Source organism: Paenibacillus curdlanolyticus YK9 (assembly GCF_000179615.1).
GTDB classification, from domain to species: Bacteria; Bacillota; Bacilli; order Paenibacillales; family Paenibacillaceae; genus Paenibacillus_T; species Paenibacillus_T curdlanolyticus.
In genome coordinates, this window is sequence record NZ_AEDD01000002.1 from 519664 (window position 1) to 533898 (window position 14235).

Annotated in this window: 15 protein-coding genes; 3 read left to right on the forward strand and 12 right to left on the reverse strand. The window is 51.1% G+C overall.

Features of this window, described 5'->3' with window-relative positions; all coding sequences use genetic code 11:
* Window positions 1–88: 88 nt before the first annotated feature.
* The 4 genes from PAECUDRAFT_RS05645 to PAECUDRAFT_RS05660 all read right to left on the reverse strand — a co-directional run bounded on the left by PAECUDRAFT_RS05645 (window position 89) and on the right by PAECUDRAFT_RS05660 (window position 2704).
* Window positions 89–301, reverse strand: a complete 213-nt coding sequence (locus PAECUDRAFT_RS05645) for a cold-inducible protein YdjO-related protein (RefSeq protein ID WP_006037156.1) — start codon at window positions 299–301, stop codon at window positions 89–91.
* A gap of 106 nt (window positions 302–407) precedes the next feature.
* The gene (locus PAECUDRAFT_RS05650) at window positions 408–941 is read right to left on the reverse strand and encodes a hypothetical protein (RefSeq protein ID WP_006037157.1); all 534 of its coding nucleotides are present in this window, start codon (window positions 939–941) and stop codon (window positions 408–410) included.
* A gap of 182 nt (window positions 942–1123) precedes the next feature.
* Window positions 1124–1726 (reverse strand): nitroreductase family protein, encoded by a 603-nt coding sequence (locus PAECUDRAFT_RS05655; RefSeq protein ID WP_006037158.1) that lies wholly within the window; start codon window positions 1724–1726, stop codon window positions 1124–1126.
* 135 nt (window positions 1727–1861) lie between these two features.
* Window positions 1862–2704 (reverse strand): DUF5995 family protein, encoded by an 843-nt coding sequence (locus tag PAECUDRAFT_RS05660; protein ID WP_006037159.1) that lies wholly within the window; start codon window positions 2702–2704, stop codon window positions 1862–1864.
* Between the two features lie 170 nt (window positions 2705–2874).
* Here PAECUDRAFT_RS05660 and uraA point away from each other — a divergent pair, with 170 nt between their 5' ends.
* Window positions 2875–4149 (forward strand): uracil permease, encoded by a 1275-nt coding sequence (gene uraA / locus PAECUDRAFT_RS05665; RefSeq protein WP_006037160.1) that lies wholly within the window; start codon window positions 2875–2877, stop codon window positions 4147–4149.
* 63 nt (window positions 4150–4212) lie between these two features.
* Here uraA and PAECUDRAFT_RS05670 read toward each other — a convergent pair whose 3' ends face one another.
* The 7 genes from PAECUDRAFT_RS05670 to PAECUDRAFT_RS05700 form a co-directional block, all read right to left on the reverse strand.
* Window positions 4213–5553, reverse strand: a complete 1341-nt coding sequence (locus tag PAECUDRAFT_RS05670; RefSeq protein WP_006037161.1) for an N-acetylmuramoyl-L-alanine amidase — start codon at window positions 5551–5553, stop codon at window positions 4213–4215.
* A gap of 98 nt (window positions 5554–5651) precedes the next feature.
* Window positions 5652–6677 (reverse strand): serine hydrolase domain-containing protein, encoded by a 1026-nt coding sequence (locus PAECUDRAFT_RS05675; RefSeq protein ID WP_006037162.1) that lies wholly within the window; start codon window positions 6675–6677, stop codon window positions 5652–5654.
* 20 nt (window positions 6678–6697) lie between these two features.
* Complete coding sequence (locus PAECUDRAFT_RS05680; protein WP_006037163.1) at window positions 6698–7270, reverse strand: TetR/AcrR family transcriptional regulator; 573 nt, start codon at window positions 7268–7270, stop codon at window positions 6698–6700.
* A gap of 14 nt (window positions 7271–7284) precedes the next feature.
* Window positions 7285–7998 carry an MBL fold metallo-hydrolase gene (locus PAECUDRAFT_RS05685; RefSeq protein ID WP_006037164.1) on the reverse strand — a complete coding sequence of 238 codons (714 nt, stop codon included), beginning with the start codon at window positions 7996–7998 and terminating at the stop codon, window positions 7285–7287.
* 152 nt (window positions 7999–8150) lie between these two features.
* Window positions 8151–8882 carry an HAD family hydrolase gene (locus PAECUDRAFT_RS05690; RefSeq protein ID WP_006037165.1) on the reverse strand — a complete coding sequence of 244 codons (732 nt, stop codon included), beginning with the start codon at window positions 8880–8882 and terminating at the stop codon, window positions 8151–8153.
* A gap of 41 nt (window positions 8883–8923) precedes the next feature.
* Window positions 8924–9199 (reverse strand): hypothetical protein, encoded by a 276-nt coding sequence (locus PAECUDRAFT_RS05695; RefSeq protein ID WP_006037166.1) that lies wholly within the window; start codon window positions 9197–9199, stop codon window positions 8924–8926.
* A 154-nt stretch (window positions 9200–9353) separates the two neighbouring features.
* A complete protein-coding gene (locus tag PAECUDRAFT_RS05700) occupies window positions 9354–9977 on the reverse strand; it encodes an FMN-dependent NADH-azoreductase (RefSeq protein ID WP_006037167.1) in 624 nt (207 codons plus the stop codon).
* A 163-nt stretch (window positions 9978–10140) separates the two neighbouring features.
* Here PAECUDRAFT_RS05700 and PAECUDRAFT_RS05705 point away from each other — a divergent pair, with 163 nt between their 5' ends.
* Window positions 10141–10728 carry a TetR/AcrR family transcriptional regulator gene (locus PAECUDRAFT_RS05705; RefSeq protein WP_006037168.1) on the forward strand — a complete coding sequence of 196 codons (588 nt, stop codon included), beginning with the start codon at window positions 10141–10143 and terminating at the stop codon, window positions 10726–10728.
* Window positions 10729–10785: 57 nt separating this feature from the next.
* Here PAECUDRAFT_RS05705 and sleB read toward each other — a convergent pair whose 3' ends face one another.
* A complete protein-coding gene (gene sleB, locus PAECUDRAFT_RS05710; RefSeq protein WP_006037169.1) occupies window positions 10786–11439 on the reverse strand; it encodes a spore cortex-lytic enzyme in 654 nt (217 codons plus the stop codon).
* Between the two features lie 333 nt (window positions 11440–11772).
* On the opposite strand from sleB, the gene helD reads away from it, so the two are divergent.
* Window positions 11773–14148 (forward strand): RNA polymerase recycling motor HelD, encoded by a 2376-nt coding sequence (gene helD / locus PAECUDRAFT_RS05715; protein WP_006037170.1) that lies wholly within the window; start codon window positions 11773–11775, stop codon window positions 14146–14148.
* The last annotated feature ends 87 nt before the right edge of the window (window positions 14149–14235 follow it).

Genomic DNA, 14235 nt, shown 5'->3' on the forward strand with positions numbered 1-14235 from the left:
AGCATAGCCTATACGCAGAAGGAAGACATTCACGCAAGTTTGCAAAATAAGAGAAGCGACCCGATTCGGGTCGCTTCTTCCGCTCTGCTTATGCGTATGGATCCTTCTTTTTAGGCTGGCGTTTTACTTTGTTCTGCACCTTCGGCAAATGTCGCATGCTACGCATCATTGGCCCCTTGCACATCGGACAACTTTGTCCTTCACTACCGAACTCCTCACGAACCCATGCTTTGCATTCCGGATTTTTGCATTTGTAAATTTTAGTCGGAATAAGGTCGGGCTTTTCTTCTGGTTCTGTCATCTTTCATGCTCCCTCATGTGTTCGTTAACCCGACTATTATAACCCTCATCAGTCGAAAAATACAGTCACTTGACACATGCGAAGCCCGATTTTATTTGCCTACGCATTAAGGAACATACTGCTGAACAATCTTCACAACCTTGCCATTCTCAATTGTTAGATGATAAGGGAAATCCTTGATATGGATGCCATCTTCCTTCGTTGAGCCAATGAGCTCGCTATATTTCTCAATCGTAATCGGCTCATCAGGTACAACCGTTGCACCTTCATCGGCGTTCTCATGATCATATATTTGCATAAGCACGGCGACGTTATCCGCCAGCGTTATCGTTTGTTGGGTAAGATCATCATTCACAATATAATAACCATCCGGCGGTTCTGTGACTTCCGGATCGGGCTCGCGTTCGCGGAAAATCTTCGTTGCGGCGTCCCCTTCGTACCAGTCAATCGGATCAATCGTCATCTTCCATTGTCCATCCTGCTTGTCCATTCGTTCTACATAAGCCGTCTCCTGCTTCACGGCATCCACGGGATTCGTGACGGCAGGTTGAGCCTTTGCTTCATGGGAAGGGGCATGGGCGCTCGTGGTCAAATAGATGAGAGTCGCGATAAGCGCTACACTAACTGCGATTTTTCTCATAGGAATTAGCTCCTTCATCATATGCTAGCGTTGTTCTCGCTGTCTTATTCTTATTAACGATTAGAAGCTTTTAGTTGTTTCACTTTCTACAAAAAAAATTTTTTTGACAGCAAAAAATCCCGGCACTCCAAGATGGAGTGCCAGGATCTTTATCCAGTATCTCTATTCAAATAGCCACGAAATTATTTAAACACCTTAACGCGCTCTTCGATCGGTTGGAACTGCTTCTCGCCTGGCTCCGCCGTCGGTTTGCCGAATGGCATTTGGGCAACCAGCTTCCAGCTTTCAGGCACGTTCCATTCCTTCGCGACAGCCGCATCTACAATTGGATTGTAATGCTGCAGCGTAGCGCCGAGGCCTTCTTGCTCTAATGCCGTCCATACGACGAATTGCAGCATGCCAGAGGAATGGCCCGACCAGATCGGGAAATTGTCCGCATAGGACGGGAACTGCTTTTGCAAGCCTTCTACAACAGCAGAGTCCTCGAAGAACAGTACCGTGCCTGAGCCGCTGCGGAAGCTAGCCATCTTCTGAGCTGTTGCTTGGAATTTCTCGTCGTCGCCGACGATACCGCGAAGCGTCTCAGTCGTCAAATCCCAAAATTTATTGGATTGTTCATTAAACAACAGGACGACGCGTGCGCTCTGGGAATTGAAGGAGGATGGCGAATGCTTCACAGCTTCCTCTACAATCTCTTGAATTTGTTGCTCGGAAATGACTTGCTCGTTGCTGATGCCATAATACGAACGGCGATTTTTCACTGCAGAAAGGAAAGTGTTTGTCATATTAGTTAGCGCCTCCATTTCAATTAAGAAACTTACTTAATTAATGTAACATTACTTCGTGTAGAATGCAACCCTCCTGCGGGCAAAAAAACGCATACCTCCTCTATTATGCGCAAACCGCACGCTGCCATGCTTCTATACGGACAATGGACCTCCCGCTGGCGGAATAGGCGGTACCTGTACGCCTGCGGCTTTCGTCTCATTCAATAGTCGGATGTTCCCGGCCACATCCTTGCTTTCACGCAGCCGAATCAGCCAGAGCGCCGAACGGAGCAGCCAGCCCGGTGGCCTTAGCACCTCTCGCGCCAGCTCTGTAATGAATGCGTCCTTACTGCGAAGCAAAGCTTCACGCGCAGTTCCTTGTACATGGGATACCTCTGTGGCGAAAGTCCATGCATAGCTGCGCGCCTTATCCATGCTAAATCGAATGATAACATCCGTTGTTCGGCCGCCAAGCCGATCTAGCCAGCCAATCCAAGGGGATATCGTATCGATATCGCGCTTCACCTCATCGGTTAAAGACGCCAAAATGTCATTAATCGTATTAAAATCATGATGAAGATGCTCCAGCGGTTCCGCCGTACAGGTTTCCGCAGCTGCAATGCCAAGATCATAATTGATATGCGCATTCATGCCGACTAACAAATGCTGCATCACGATGGCGCCGCTTTGCTCGGCTGCTTCGAATGCGAAACGCCAGCAATCGCTGCACGGCTTCCCATTGCAATAATCGCTATACGCTTGCAAATAACGATTCGCGAATCGAACATCCAATTGCTCCATTCGTGGACCATTTTCGAATTGGCCATTCGCAATGCCTATTTTCACTTGTGCGGTCACCATCCGGTACAGCGCTGCGAAGTAGCCGATCTGCGACGCATTATCGATAGATTTCGCGATGATCTCATCCAGCTGTTCGAGCACTTCATCGATTGTTTGCGCATGCCCGTATTGTTTGTTTTCATTAAGGGTTGACATGAACCTGCTCTCCTTTATCCTCTAGCCGCTTATATAATTAATCTCATCAATCATTTCTTCATTATAGTAACAATTTCCAGCATGGTCGATGCTGATTTTCGCGATTCTCGTTAAAATCATCATGATTATTTCCATTATGGGCATGCTTGTAACTAAAAGGAGGCCTTCCTATGCAGCGCATGATTAAGGTCGACGAACGCCCTCCGCTATTGCAAAGCATCCCGCTCAGCCTTCAGCATCTGTTCGCTATGTTCGGCTCTACTGTTCTGGTTCCGGTGCTATTCGGTGTCGATCCATCCACCATTCTGCTTATGAACGGGGTTGGCACATTACTGTATCTGTTCATATGCCAAGGAAAAATCCCGGCCTATTTAGGCTCCAGCTTCGCTTTTATATCACCCGTCATGGTCGTCTTAAGCGGCGACCCCGGCTTAAACTATCCGAAAGCGCTTGGCGGCTTCATCGCAGTCGGCGTGCTGTTCACCCTATTCGCATTGCTCCTTCGCTGGACAGGGACAGGCTGGTTAGACATCGTATTTCCTCCCGCCGCGATGGGCGCGATCGTCTCGATCATCGGCTTGGAGCTCATTCCTGTCGCAGCCGGCATGGCCGGATGGATTTCAGACGGCAGCCCTGACTGGTCGCCTGATCCCAAAACGATTACGGTGTCCATCACGACGCTGCTCATCATTATGCTGGGCTCAGTCGTCTTCCGAGGGTTTATGAAAATCATTCCGATTCTGATCGGTTTTGTCGTTGGCTATTTGCTTGCCTGGGCGCTTGGTCTGCCTGATTTCACGAATGTAACGCAAGCCTCATTCATCGCTGCGCCTACCTTCACAGCACCAGAATGGAACGGTTCGGCAATCGTGACGCTGCTGCCTGCTGCATTCGTCGTCATCGCCGAGCATATTGGGCATCTGATCGTCACCGAGCAGATCGTAGAACGTGATCTTACCAAGGATCCCGGCTTGCATCGATCGCTGCTGGGCAATGGCATATCGACGATCATTTCCGGTTTTGTCGGTTCCACCCCCAACACGACCTACGGCGAAAATATCGGCGTCATGACCTTAACCCGCGTCTATTCGGTGTTCGTCATTGGCGGCGCTGCCGTACTTGCGATTCTGCTCGCCTTCTTAGGCAAGCTGTCTGCCCTCATTGGCGCCGTGCCGAATGCTGTGCTTGGCGGCGTATCGCTCATGCTGTTCGGCGTTATCGCTGCTGCCGGCATTCGCATGCTTGTCGATACGAAGGTCGATTACAGCAAGCCTCGCAATATCGCGCTCACGACGATCGTTCTCGTCTTAGGCATTAGCGGAACAACGCTGAAATTCGGCAGCTTCGAGCTCAAAGGAATGGTGCTTGCAACCGTCGCCGCGATTGCGCTCAGCCTTATTTTTCGGCTGTTGGAGCTGTTTCGCTTGGATAATGAAGCGGAGTAATAACGAACAAAAAGACCTTCATTTCCAATTCGGAAAATGAAGGTCTTCTTGTGCTCCACTCGTTCAGCTATTGCGCAGATTGTACAAACGCTGCAGGATAGCAGCCTCCGCCCAGAGCGGCAGCGGCTCATCGATTTTCTTTTTCCATGACACATCCGTCAGCAGTCCCTGTTCATACAGCCATTCCACTGCATCGATCTTCCACTGCGGCGTCCCTTGCGGATACTCAGCAGCAGCAGGCGGTGTTGTCGTTGGCGGCGTGACCGGTGGCTTAGGCGGGTCGACTACAGCAACGGATGTCAGGCTCATCGCTTGTCCGATACCCGTCGCGATCGCTGCTGCCAGCTTATCAATGACAGCTGCGTTATTCAATAATGTAGCGTCAGAGGCATTGTCGACAAACAAGTTTTCAATCAGGATGCTTGGCATCTTCGTTTCTCGAACAACCGCGAAGTTGGCTTCCTTCCTTCCGCGATCGTTTACGCCGACCGTGCTTAAATAGTCCATGATTGCAGCATGCAAAATATCCTGCTTTTTCCCCGATTCCCCTGTTCGCGTCCCTTTGTACACATAGCTTTCGAAGCCCTTGCCTCCTGCGGCATTATGATGCAAGGAAACGAAATAATCCGCTTTCCAATCGTTCGCCAGCGAGGCACGCTCCAGCAGCGGGATGAATACGTCCGTGTCCCGTGTCATATTTACGCGCACCTTGAAGCGCGCAAGCAGCTGATCGCGCACCTTCAATGCGATGCTGAGCGCTTTATTTTTCTCCACAATGCCGTAGCCCTGCGCCCCTGGGTCCGATCCGCCATGTCCGGCATCCAGCACGACGAGCGGCCCTAACGCCGTAACCATCTCGATTAAACCAAGAAACAGCTTAATGATTTTTTGGCCGTACGTGTCGCCAGCTTGCAATGCATCATCCAGCGAAGCGTATTTGCTTTTATCGTACCCCGGCACTGCCCATTTGCCAGCCAAGTCTTCCCAATTCAATGCCGAGCCTCGCTTTACAAGCGTGAACCGCGGATCTACGATCGTTTCGCCAGCCGGAAGCGCTGCCGTAGAGGCGTACGCGTACAAATGTTGGATTTGCGCCGTCACGCCTTCCTCAATTGTTTTGAACGTAAGTCCAGGAACTCCGCCTGTTGCGCCAAGCCCTGCGAAGTTGTTTTGCTCAGGCTTAACGTCTCCCCCGAATCGAAACCAGTTCGTCTCATGGATCGATTGGCAAAACGCGACATCGCCGCGCACGCCGTACCGAGCTCCTATCGTTACAAAAGCGCTCGCAATTGCCTCGTTAAACGAAGGATTTACTTTGCGCACATAGTGAACCAGCTCGTCCTTCGTGAAGCGAACGCCGCCCATAATCAGGTTTCTTGCAGCCGGATCAATGGTTACTGCCATTCTCATCACCTCTTACCCATTCTATGAGCGATATGCTCTCTAACAGAATATGTAAGCTGTAGCGTTCCGGAACGGCAAGTTGTCCATTTTCGATGCGCTTATGTCTTCGATGCTTCGAGTATGGGCACAATCCACTGGTGGAACAGCTCGCGCGAGCGAATCGCCTGATTTCTGCCTGTCGGCGCTTTTCGGATCACAACGACGGCATCGAGCGATGGCGCAACGATCAAATACTGCCCGCCGTAACCAAATGCAAAGTAAAACGAGCCGCTTTGCTCATCGCCGTCGGATACCCACCAATGGTCGCCATATTGCCCATAAATCGGCGGCTCATAGTGGACGAGCGCCTTATGGTGCGCTCGTGTCGAGGCTTGCACCCACTCAGCGGGCACAATCGTTTGGCTGCCCCATTTGCCGTCGCGCAAATAAAGAAGCCCAAGCTTGGCCATGTCGCGCGAGGACATATGCAAGCCGGTGCCTCCCTCATTGACGCTGCCTTGCGAGCTCCAAGCGGCGCGCTGTATGCCTAATGGCCCAAACAAATGCTCAGCAGCGTAGCTTAAGGCGCTTACTCCCGTCGCTTCGGTCAAAATAGCCGACAGCAGATGCGATCCGCCGCTATTGTAGCAAAACGCGCGTCCCGGCAACTGATGGATCGGGCGATGCGCCACGAACTGCACCCAATCCTCGCTTGCCCGCATCGCGCGATAAGGCTTATCAAAATCCGGCCAATCGATGCCGGAGGTCATCGTTAATAAATGGGAAAGCGTGATGTCCGCGAACCGCTCGTCCACTCCTGCACGGCGAAACGGTTCCAGCCAATCGGCAACCCTTTCGTCAGTTCCTTGGAGCAAACCCTGCCCCATGGCGATTCCGAGCAGCATGGACAGAACGCTCTTGGTGCAAGAATAGAGCGACAAAGGCCGGTCCTCTCCTTTATCATGCCATTCCCACACCATTGCGCCAGACTGTACGAGGACAACGCTTTTCATCCCCCATTCAGGCAATTTCGAAGCCATGCCGAGCAGCTTTTCTTCATCCAAGCCGGCTTCCTTTGCCGTTCTGCTTGGCATGTAGGGGTCATTAGCGGTTATCGGCTTACGTATGCGCATGATGGTGGACATCCGTTCAACTCCTACTTATTCTACGTTAGTCGAATACCTGCGATATAGGCACGAATCATAAAGGTAAAGCTGTCGTCTTGCGATATCGGCATCGCCAATCCGCCTTCATTCACTAATGAGGTGAAGCCGTGAAGCAAGCTGCGGAAGCCCCGAACCGCATGAATGATCGTGGCATGATCCGCCGTTGGCGGCAGCAGCTCTTTGATAACTGCATAGACAAGCTCAACTACCCGAGAGGCTGCTTGCTCGATCTCCTGCGTTTTAAACCGCTGCGGCTTTTGCGTTGCTTCATATAATCCTGGGTGAGCGAATGCGAATGCCGAATAGGCTTGAGCCAATGAAAACACGGCCTCTTCGCCTTTAAGTTCGGCCCCCGCCGCCTCCAGCTTCTGCCCTAATTGCTGCAAGCCTTGCAGCGTAAGCTGCTCGAGAACGCCCGGCAAACCCTCAACATGATTATAGAGCGATGGCGAGCGGACGTTTAACTTTTGTGCTAACGTTGCAAGCGAGACGGAAGCTAATCCCGCCTCATCTGCCAGTTCGGCAGCAGCTCGAATAATCGTCTGAAGATCAAGTCCAACTCGTGGTGACATCGACATACCCTCCTTTATTGTAACGCGCGTGCCGCTGCTTTAATCGCCTCGGCCAGCATTTGTGCCGGCTGCTGCACCATTTTACCATGGCCTACCGCTAGTAAAGTCGGGTTCGCATCCAATATGCGCTGAGCGCTCTCCACCGACTTCGGTTTGCTCCACGTCGCCATTGCCGGAAACGGGAACAACAGCTGGACTTTGCCCGATACAGCAAGACCTCCTCTTGTTTGCAAAGCATCGCCTGCGATAACGGCACGGCTGCGCGTATCGAGGAAAGCAATCGAGCCCGGCGTATGGCCCGGCGTCGCGATCACCTGCAGAGACCCGACAAAATCGCCATCCTGCAGCTCAACGTCAGGCTGCGTCTTGATCGCATTCGGCTTCGGCACGCCGCCGCGAATAGCTGACTGCGGCTCAGCTGCGTCAAGCGTCCGATCACCTCGAAGCAAGCGGGCATCGCGCGCCGAAATATAGACCTTAGCATTTGGCAGCTGCCGCTTTAATTCGTCCAGTGCGCCGATATGATCGCCGTGCGCATGGGTCAACGCGATGCGAGTGATCGGCTTACCAAGCCGAGCTGCTGCTTCTAATATGCCCTTGGCGCTGAATGGCATTGCCGCGTCAATTAACGTCAGTTCGTCCTCCTCCTCCACCAAGTAGCAGTTTACAGGGAACAATCGCGGCAGAAATGCCAATTGGATAAGCTGCCCTAAGCGTGTCATTTTCATGATAATTACCTCCCGTTTTCCGTTAACTAATTACATTAGTTTTAGTATAAACGAATGGCATTAGTTTTTGCAATAGGCATTCTGCAACAAAAAAAAGAACAGCCTGTCCTTCCATTGCGAAGGATGGAGCTGCTCCTTAGATGAATAATCGCCTACCGTGCTGCTGCCGGCTGCGCGCCTTGAAGAATCCACTGCGCCAACGATTCAATATCCGCGCATTCATGAGCCGGCTGATGCTCCGATTCCGGTCCTCTGCCGCGCGTATTTAGCCAAACGCATTGCCAGCCTGCATCCGACGCGCCTACGATATCGTTGCGCCAGTTGTCCCCGATATAGAGGCAGTTCTCGGGGAGTGTTCCCGTCATGCGATTGACCTCATGGAAAATACGCGGGTCCGGCTTGGCGATGCCGACCGCATCAGACACGAACAGCCAGCCGTCGTTCACATGCGGTTCAATGCCGAGCGCATTGATTTTGTTCGTTTGATGCTTGACCGGCCCATTCGTGATCACGCCGATATCGCAGCCTTTTTCACGGAGCGCTTGGAATAACGGCAAAATGCCCGAATAAGGCTTAATGGACCGCTGTTCCCGCTCATATGCGGCTTGCAGCACGTCTGCGTATGCATCGTCTATCGGCGTCTGCAGCTCTTCGAACGCCAGCTGAAGTCGCAGCCTGCGCGTCGCCTCCAGCGTTAGCTTCCCGGCGCAATAGTCGTCCCACAGCTCGTCGCTATGATAACGAACTCTTTTGTAAAGCGCCTCGAAGTCCGCCCGATCCTTATCCACCCATATGCCTTCGTTCACAAGCGAAAGCCGGAATGGCTCCAATTGATCGTAGATCGTATCGTCCATATCAAAAAAATAATGTTTGATTTCCGTCATTGTTGATTCATACCTTCCTTGCATCCAGTTTCTGCGATCGCTTATGGCTGCTGTGGCTGAAGCGCGTCGCGAGCGACGCCGATCAAACGGAAGTAGAGGTCGTCGTCTTCCTCCAGTTGTTCTTCCACCTGCTCGATTTGCTCCTCCGGACCTGAGCCGTCGAGGAACAGAAGGCTGTAGCCCCAGTCTTTGCCCTTCTTGCTTTGCAGCGCCATCTCATATTTACGAACATGGCCCTCGACTTCGAATCGTACGAATCCGACGTAGCCATCCTCTACGGAGTGGGTCATTCCCGCTTCTAATACGTTCACGTTCATCTGTCTCATATCCCCAATCATCTGAAAATCGACATTTTCTCCTATCCATCATACCATTGCGCCCTACCGGGTTTCCACCGCAATCAAAAAACCTTCAGCACCGCATCATCTGCGGCACTGAAGGTTTAATTGGAATGCTATAGAATAAGAAGGATTAGAATGCTGCAGCCGTGTCTGCCGCTTTCTTCAGACCTTCAGCAATGATGTCAGCCGCACGGTCGCGGAATTGGTTGTGGCCTTCGATGATGACTTCTTGCGTTTGAGCGCCGAACAGACCCAGCGCTGCTTTAACCGGACGAACTGCCGCTTCAAACTCAACCATCGGACCTTCCGAGTAGACGCCGCCGCGTGCGCTCAGCAGGACAACCGGTTTGTTATTGAGAAGCCCTACAGGACCTTCAGCAGTATATTTGAACGTCTTGCCAGCTTGGGCAATATATCCGATATAGTTGATAAGCGGCGCTGGAGCAGTGAAGTTCCAGAGCGGGAATGCGATTGCGACTTTGTCAGCAGCAATGAATTGATCCAGATATTTGTTAACCGTGTCAGCAGCGCGCTTCTCTTCTGCCGAAAGTTCGAAGCCCTGTGCCGATTTGAACATGGCTGTAATTGCCTCATTGCCGTAGAAAGGCAGGTTTTCTGCATACAGGTCGAGCTCGACTACCGTATCTGCTGGATGCGTTTCTTTATAGGATTGAACAAACGCATCATACAGTTGTACGCTGACTGCTTGCTCTGCGGGACGGTCATTTGCTTTAATCATAAGTACAGTTGCCATGTTAAAAACTCTCCTTTTCCATGAACCGATATATTTTTTAAACAAAAATGTTGCTTTAATAAGGTATAATAAAAAATAAAACGAAACAATCATCAATATCGTTAAAATGTTGCCTACGCAACATAAACGTAAAAGTGTTGTTCTTCTTAAGGAGCCACCCCCTATGCCAACGATACGAAATGAACTGGACCCGCGAGTCATTCGCACGCGCCAGCTGATTCAAGACGCATTCGAATCGCTAATCCGCGAACGAGATTTCGACAACATAACAGTACGTGACATCACCGAACGAGCCAAAGTGAACCGTGCCACGTTCTACGCGCACTTTACGGACAAGTACGACATTCTAGAGTCTACAATTACAGCGCATATTATGAACAACATTGCAAACAACCTAATTGAGCAAGCGGAGTTAAATGAAGAAACGATAACGAAGGTGTTTCTGGCGTTGTGTGAATACCATAGCGAGCTGAACATCTTTTGCCAACGCAGCTACAAATCATTAGGCCCTATTATCGAATCCCAAATCAAAATCAAGCTTCAGCAGCTCTTCTTTGACATTATGCAGGCAAAATACCCGCAATTAGAGGCGCATCAGGTCATGACCGCTTCAACAATGCTCAGCTGGGCGATCTATGGCGCTGCGTACAGCTGGAACAACAGCAGCTGCGTCATGACGGCCGAAGCCTACGTCGAGCAAGCGATTCCGCTTATTATCCATGGGGCGAACGGCATCATCCGCAAAGGTTGACATCAAAAAAGCTGGCGCCGCCACCGACAATCGGTAACAGCACCAGCTTTTTTGAACTTATTTGGCGAAAATATGACGGCCGATTTGGACGGTTTGCGGACGCGACCAAATCCATTTGGACGTTGCCGTAGCAGGATTAAAGTAATAAAGCGCATTGCCCGTCGGGTCCCAGCCTCGAACAGCATCTATCGCTGCTTGGTAAGCTTCGCTATCCGGACTCATATTGAACTGGCCATCGTCAACCGCGCTGAATGCGCCAGGCTGAAGAATAATACCTTTGATCGTATTCGGGAATGAAGACGACGCAAGCCGGTTCATGACGACGGCGCCTACAGCGACCTGTCCTTTATACGATTCCCCACGTGCTTCCGCATAAATGATGCGGGCGAGCAAATCGAGCTCCGTTTTATTGACCGATACGCGTTTCAGCAGCGACCACGTTTTTGAACCTGCGACTCCATCAGCCGGCAATCCATAATCCGACTGGAATCGCTCCACGGCATCTTGGGTCATCATACCGTAGTAAGTTGTAACTTGTGCTGGCTTGAAATAGCCAAGCACCTTCAAACGAAATTGCAAATCGGGTACATCGACACTTTGGTAACCATATCGAAGCGCGGCATGCGCCTTGTTAGCTGGCGTGACGATCGTAAATGCAAGTGTAAAACAAACGGCTATGAGCAGCCATTTCGAAAAAATACGGTTTCTCATGTTGTGAGCTCCCCCTCCTTGTGTTGCGTATCGGTGGTCGGCCCGCTGCTGGGTTTGATTGTAACACAGCTCATTTTCATTTTTGAACCGCTTTTGGACAATTGCATCTAATTGCCAGTAAATCACTCGGAGATATAAACGATCAAAATAAGCGCAAAAAAGCCGACAACGCTTGTTGTCGGCTTCGAATATTCAATCGATGTATTGCGGGTGTATAGGCAGCCATGGTAGAATGGAAAAACTGACTTTACATTTGAGGTCAATGAGTGTAAACAGAGTGATCTATACTATATTATAGATCAGAACCACAGTCTTGTCAATGGGGGTAACGAGATGTCGGAATGGACGAGTGAATGGAACAATGAGCAGGCGCGCGTCGCTCGCGTAACAGAAGCGCTGCACAAGCGCATCGCGGAGTATGAGCCTGCAGTTGGCGAAATTAAATCAGAGGTCGTCGATTTTCGCACCCACTTTTGGGACGATGTCACGGTCAACCTAAGCAATGATGACGATATTCTCGAAACGTTCATGAGCATGAAGCAGCAGGCTCAAGTATTATCCGAGCGTGAGCATAGCCATCGCCATATGCTGCATCAATTAAAACGAATGAAACGACTTCTCCCCTCTCCGTATTTCGGGCGAATCGACTTTCAAGAAACCGGCACGAATGCTGCGGAGAAACTATATATAGGCGTCGCCTCCTTCATCGCGGATGACGGCGAAACCTTCTTGGTCTACGATTGGCGGACACCGATTGCCAGCTTGTATTACGATTTCCCGCCTGGTCCAGCCTCCTTCCTTACGCCAGGCGGCGATATTACGGGACAGATCGATCTGAAACGGCAGTTCGTTATTCGTGACGCCGTCATTAAGACCATGTTCGATACCGGGATGACGATTGGCGACGATTTGCTTCAAGAGGTGCTTGGCAAAGGCGCAGGCTCTCAGATGCAGTCGATTGTTGCGACCATCCAGCAGGAGCAAAACCGTATCATTCGCAACGACAGCAGTCGCCTGCTCGTCGTGCAAGGCGCGGCTGGCAGCGGCAAAACCTCGGCAGCGCTGCAGCGTGCCGCTTATCTGCTCTATAAGCATCGCGAGCGGCTAACCGCTGAACAAATGGTCCTGTTCTCGCCGAATCCGATGTTCAATAGTTATGTCGCGACTGTACTCCCTGAGCTCGGAGAAGACAATATTCAGCAGACGACATTCCAGGAATATATTAATCGTCGGCTCGCTCAAACGTTCGAGGTAGAGGATCCATTCGATCAAATCGAATATATGCTGACCCAGCATGACGATCCGGAATACGATGCCCGCATGGCCGGCATTACGTTCAAAGCGTCTGCTCGATACCTGCATGTCATGCGCGGCTATCGCGATATGCTCCTGAAGGATCGCATGAAATTCCGCGGCATAAAATTCAGAGGGCGCACGCTGCTCTCACGCGAATCGATTCTGACCCAGTTCTATCACAGCCAATCCTCGGCCTCCCTCTCCTATCGCATCGACGAGCTGAAGGAATGGATTATTATCCAGCTCAGGCAGCTTGAACGGGCAGAACGCAAAGCGGAATGGGTGAAGGATGAACTCGACTATCTTGATCAAGAGCAATATCAGGATGCTTATACGCGATTACACAAACGTCAACAAGCGAAAAATCCGGCATTCGACGATGCCCAGCAGGAAGAGGATTTGCTCCGTCAGCAAATTGTTCGGGAAGCGTTTAGACCGATATACAAAAAAATTAAAGCGCTCCGTTTCGTCGACACGAAAGCCTTGTATCGCCAGCTGTTCGAGGATAACGCGATCTTGGCTGAGCTGCTAGGCGGCGAGCTGCCTGATTTTTGGTCGCAGGTGAGCGAACGGACGACTCGGCTCCTTGATGAAGGGCAATTAGCTTGCGAGGATGCGACGCCTTACTTGTATTTGAAGGAATTAATCGAAGGCTTCCAGATGAACGGCAACATTCGGTACGTTCTCATGGATGAAGCGCAGGATTATTCGGCTTTCCAATTCGAGTTCGTCAAACGACTGTTCCCGCGTGCCCGCATGACGGTGCTCGGCGACTTTAACCAAGCCGTGTTCGCGCAAGCAAGCGATCTCCATGAGCATAGCGGTTCGCCGTTAGAGGAGCTCTATGGCCCGGACGATACCGCATGGCTGCATCTATCCCGCAGCTATCGTTCAACGAAGGAAATTGTCGATTTCACGCGCGCCATGCTGGCCGACGGTGATCGCATTATCCCGTTCGAGCGCTCTGGCGGCAAACCGGTAGCAGTCCAATGCAATGATTCGAACCAACGGGACGAACAGCTTGTTAATGATATGAAGGCGCTGCTCGATGAAGGCTATACCTCAATCGCTGTGATCACCAAATCAGCAGCAGAGGCAGAGCTTGCGTATGAACGCCTTCAGCCATTAAAGAATGAGCTGGCTCCGCTTCGGCTGGTTACGAAACAAACGCCTGTTTTCGAGCATGGCTTGCTCGTTATTCCAGCGTATCTGGCCAAGGGCGTCGAATTCGATGCCGTGCTCATCTATGACGCTTCATCGGAATCGTATAGCCATGAATCCGAGCGCAAGCTATTCTACACGGCGTGCACGCGTCCGATGCATCGGCTTCGCCTTTACTCGCCTGGACAGAAATGGACGTCGTTCATGACGAAGCTTGATCCGCAGTTGTATGAAGCGGTTCGCATAAACTAAAATCAAAAAGGTGTCGCGAAAGCAGAACTGCTTTTGCGACACCTTTTATTTTGTAACGGACTCCACAGTCGCTATTGCGCTCTAAAT

Excerpts from the sequence above, each read along its gene's own strand:
- PAECUDRAFT_RS05645 (WP_006037156.1), bottom strand. The coding sequence starts at position 301 with ATGACAGAACCAGAAGAAAAGCCCGACCTTATTCCGACTAAAATTTAC.
- PAECUDRAFT_RS05680 (WP_006037163.1), bottom strand. The coding sequence starts at position 7,270 with ATGTCACCACGAGTTGGACTTGATCTTCAGACGATTATTCGAGCTGCT.
- PAECUDRAFT_RS05655 (WP_006037158.1), bottom strand. The coding sequence starts at position 1,726 with ATGACAAACACTTTCCTTTCTGCAGTGAAAAATCGCCGTTCGTATTAT.
- PAECUDRAFT_RS05670 (WP_006037161.1), bottom strand. The coding sequence starts at position 5,553 with ATGGCAGTAACCATTGATCCGGCTGCAAGAAACCTGATTATGGGCGGC.
- PAECUDRAFT_RS05705 (WP_006037168.1), top strand. The coding sequence starts at position 10,141 with ATGCCAACGATACGAAATGAACTGGACCCGCGAGTCATTCGCACGCGC.
- helD (WP_006037170.1), top strand. The coding sequence starts at position 11,773 with ATGTCGGAATGGACGAGTGAATGGAACAATGAGCAGGCGCGCGTCGCT.
- PAECUDRAFT_RS05700 (WP_006037167.1), bottom strand. The coding sequence starts at position 9,977 with ATGGCAACTGTACTTATGATTAAAGCAAATGACCGTCCCGCAGAGCAA.
- PAECUDRAFT_RS05650 (WP_006037157.1), bottom strand. The coding sequence starts at position 941 with ATGAGAAAAATCGCAGTTAGTGTAGCGCTTATCGCGACTCTCATCTAT.
- PAECUDRAFT_RS05675 (WP_006037162.1), bottom strand. The coding sequence starts at position 6,677 with ATGTCCACCATCATGCGCATACGTAAGCCGATAACCGCTAATGACCCC.
- PAECUDRAFT_RS05690 (WP_006037165.1), bottom strand. The coding sequence starts at position 8,882 with ATGACGGAAATCAAACATTATTTTTTTGATATGGACGATACGATCTAC.
- PAECUDRAFT_RS05685 (WP_006037164.1), bottom strand. The coding sequence starts at position 7,998 with ATGAAAATGACACGCTTAGGGCAGCTTATCCAATTGGCATTTCTGCCG.
- sleB (WP_006037169.1), bottom strand. The coding sequence starts at position 11,439 with ATGAGAAACCGTATTTTTTCGAAATGGCTGCTCATAGCCGTTTGTTTT.
- PAECUDRAFT_RS05660 (WP_006037159.1), bottom strand. The coding sequence starts at position 2,704 with ATGTCAACCCTTAATGAAAACAAACAATACGGGCATGCGCAAACAATC.
- PAECUDRAFT_RS05695 (WP_006037166.1), bottom strand. The coding sequence starts at position 9,199 with ATGAACGTGAACGTATTAGAAGCGGGAATGACCCACTCCGTAGAGGAT.
- uraA (WP_006037160.1), top strand. The coding sequence starts at position 2,875 with ATGCAGCGCATGATTAAGGTCGACGAACGCCCTCCGCTATTGCAAAGC.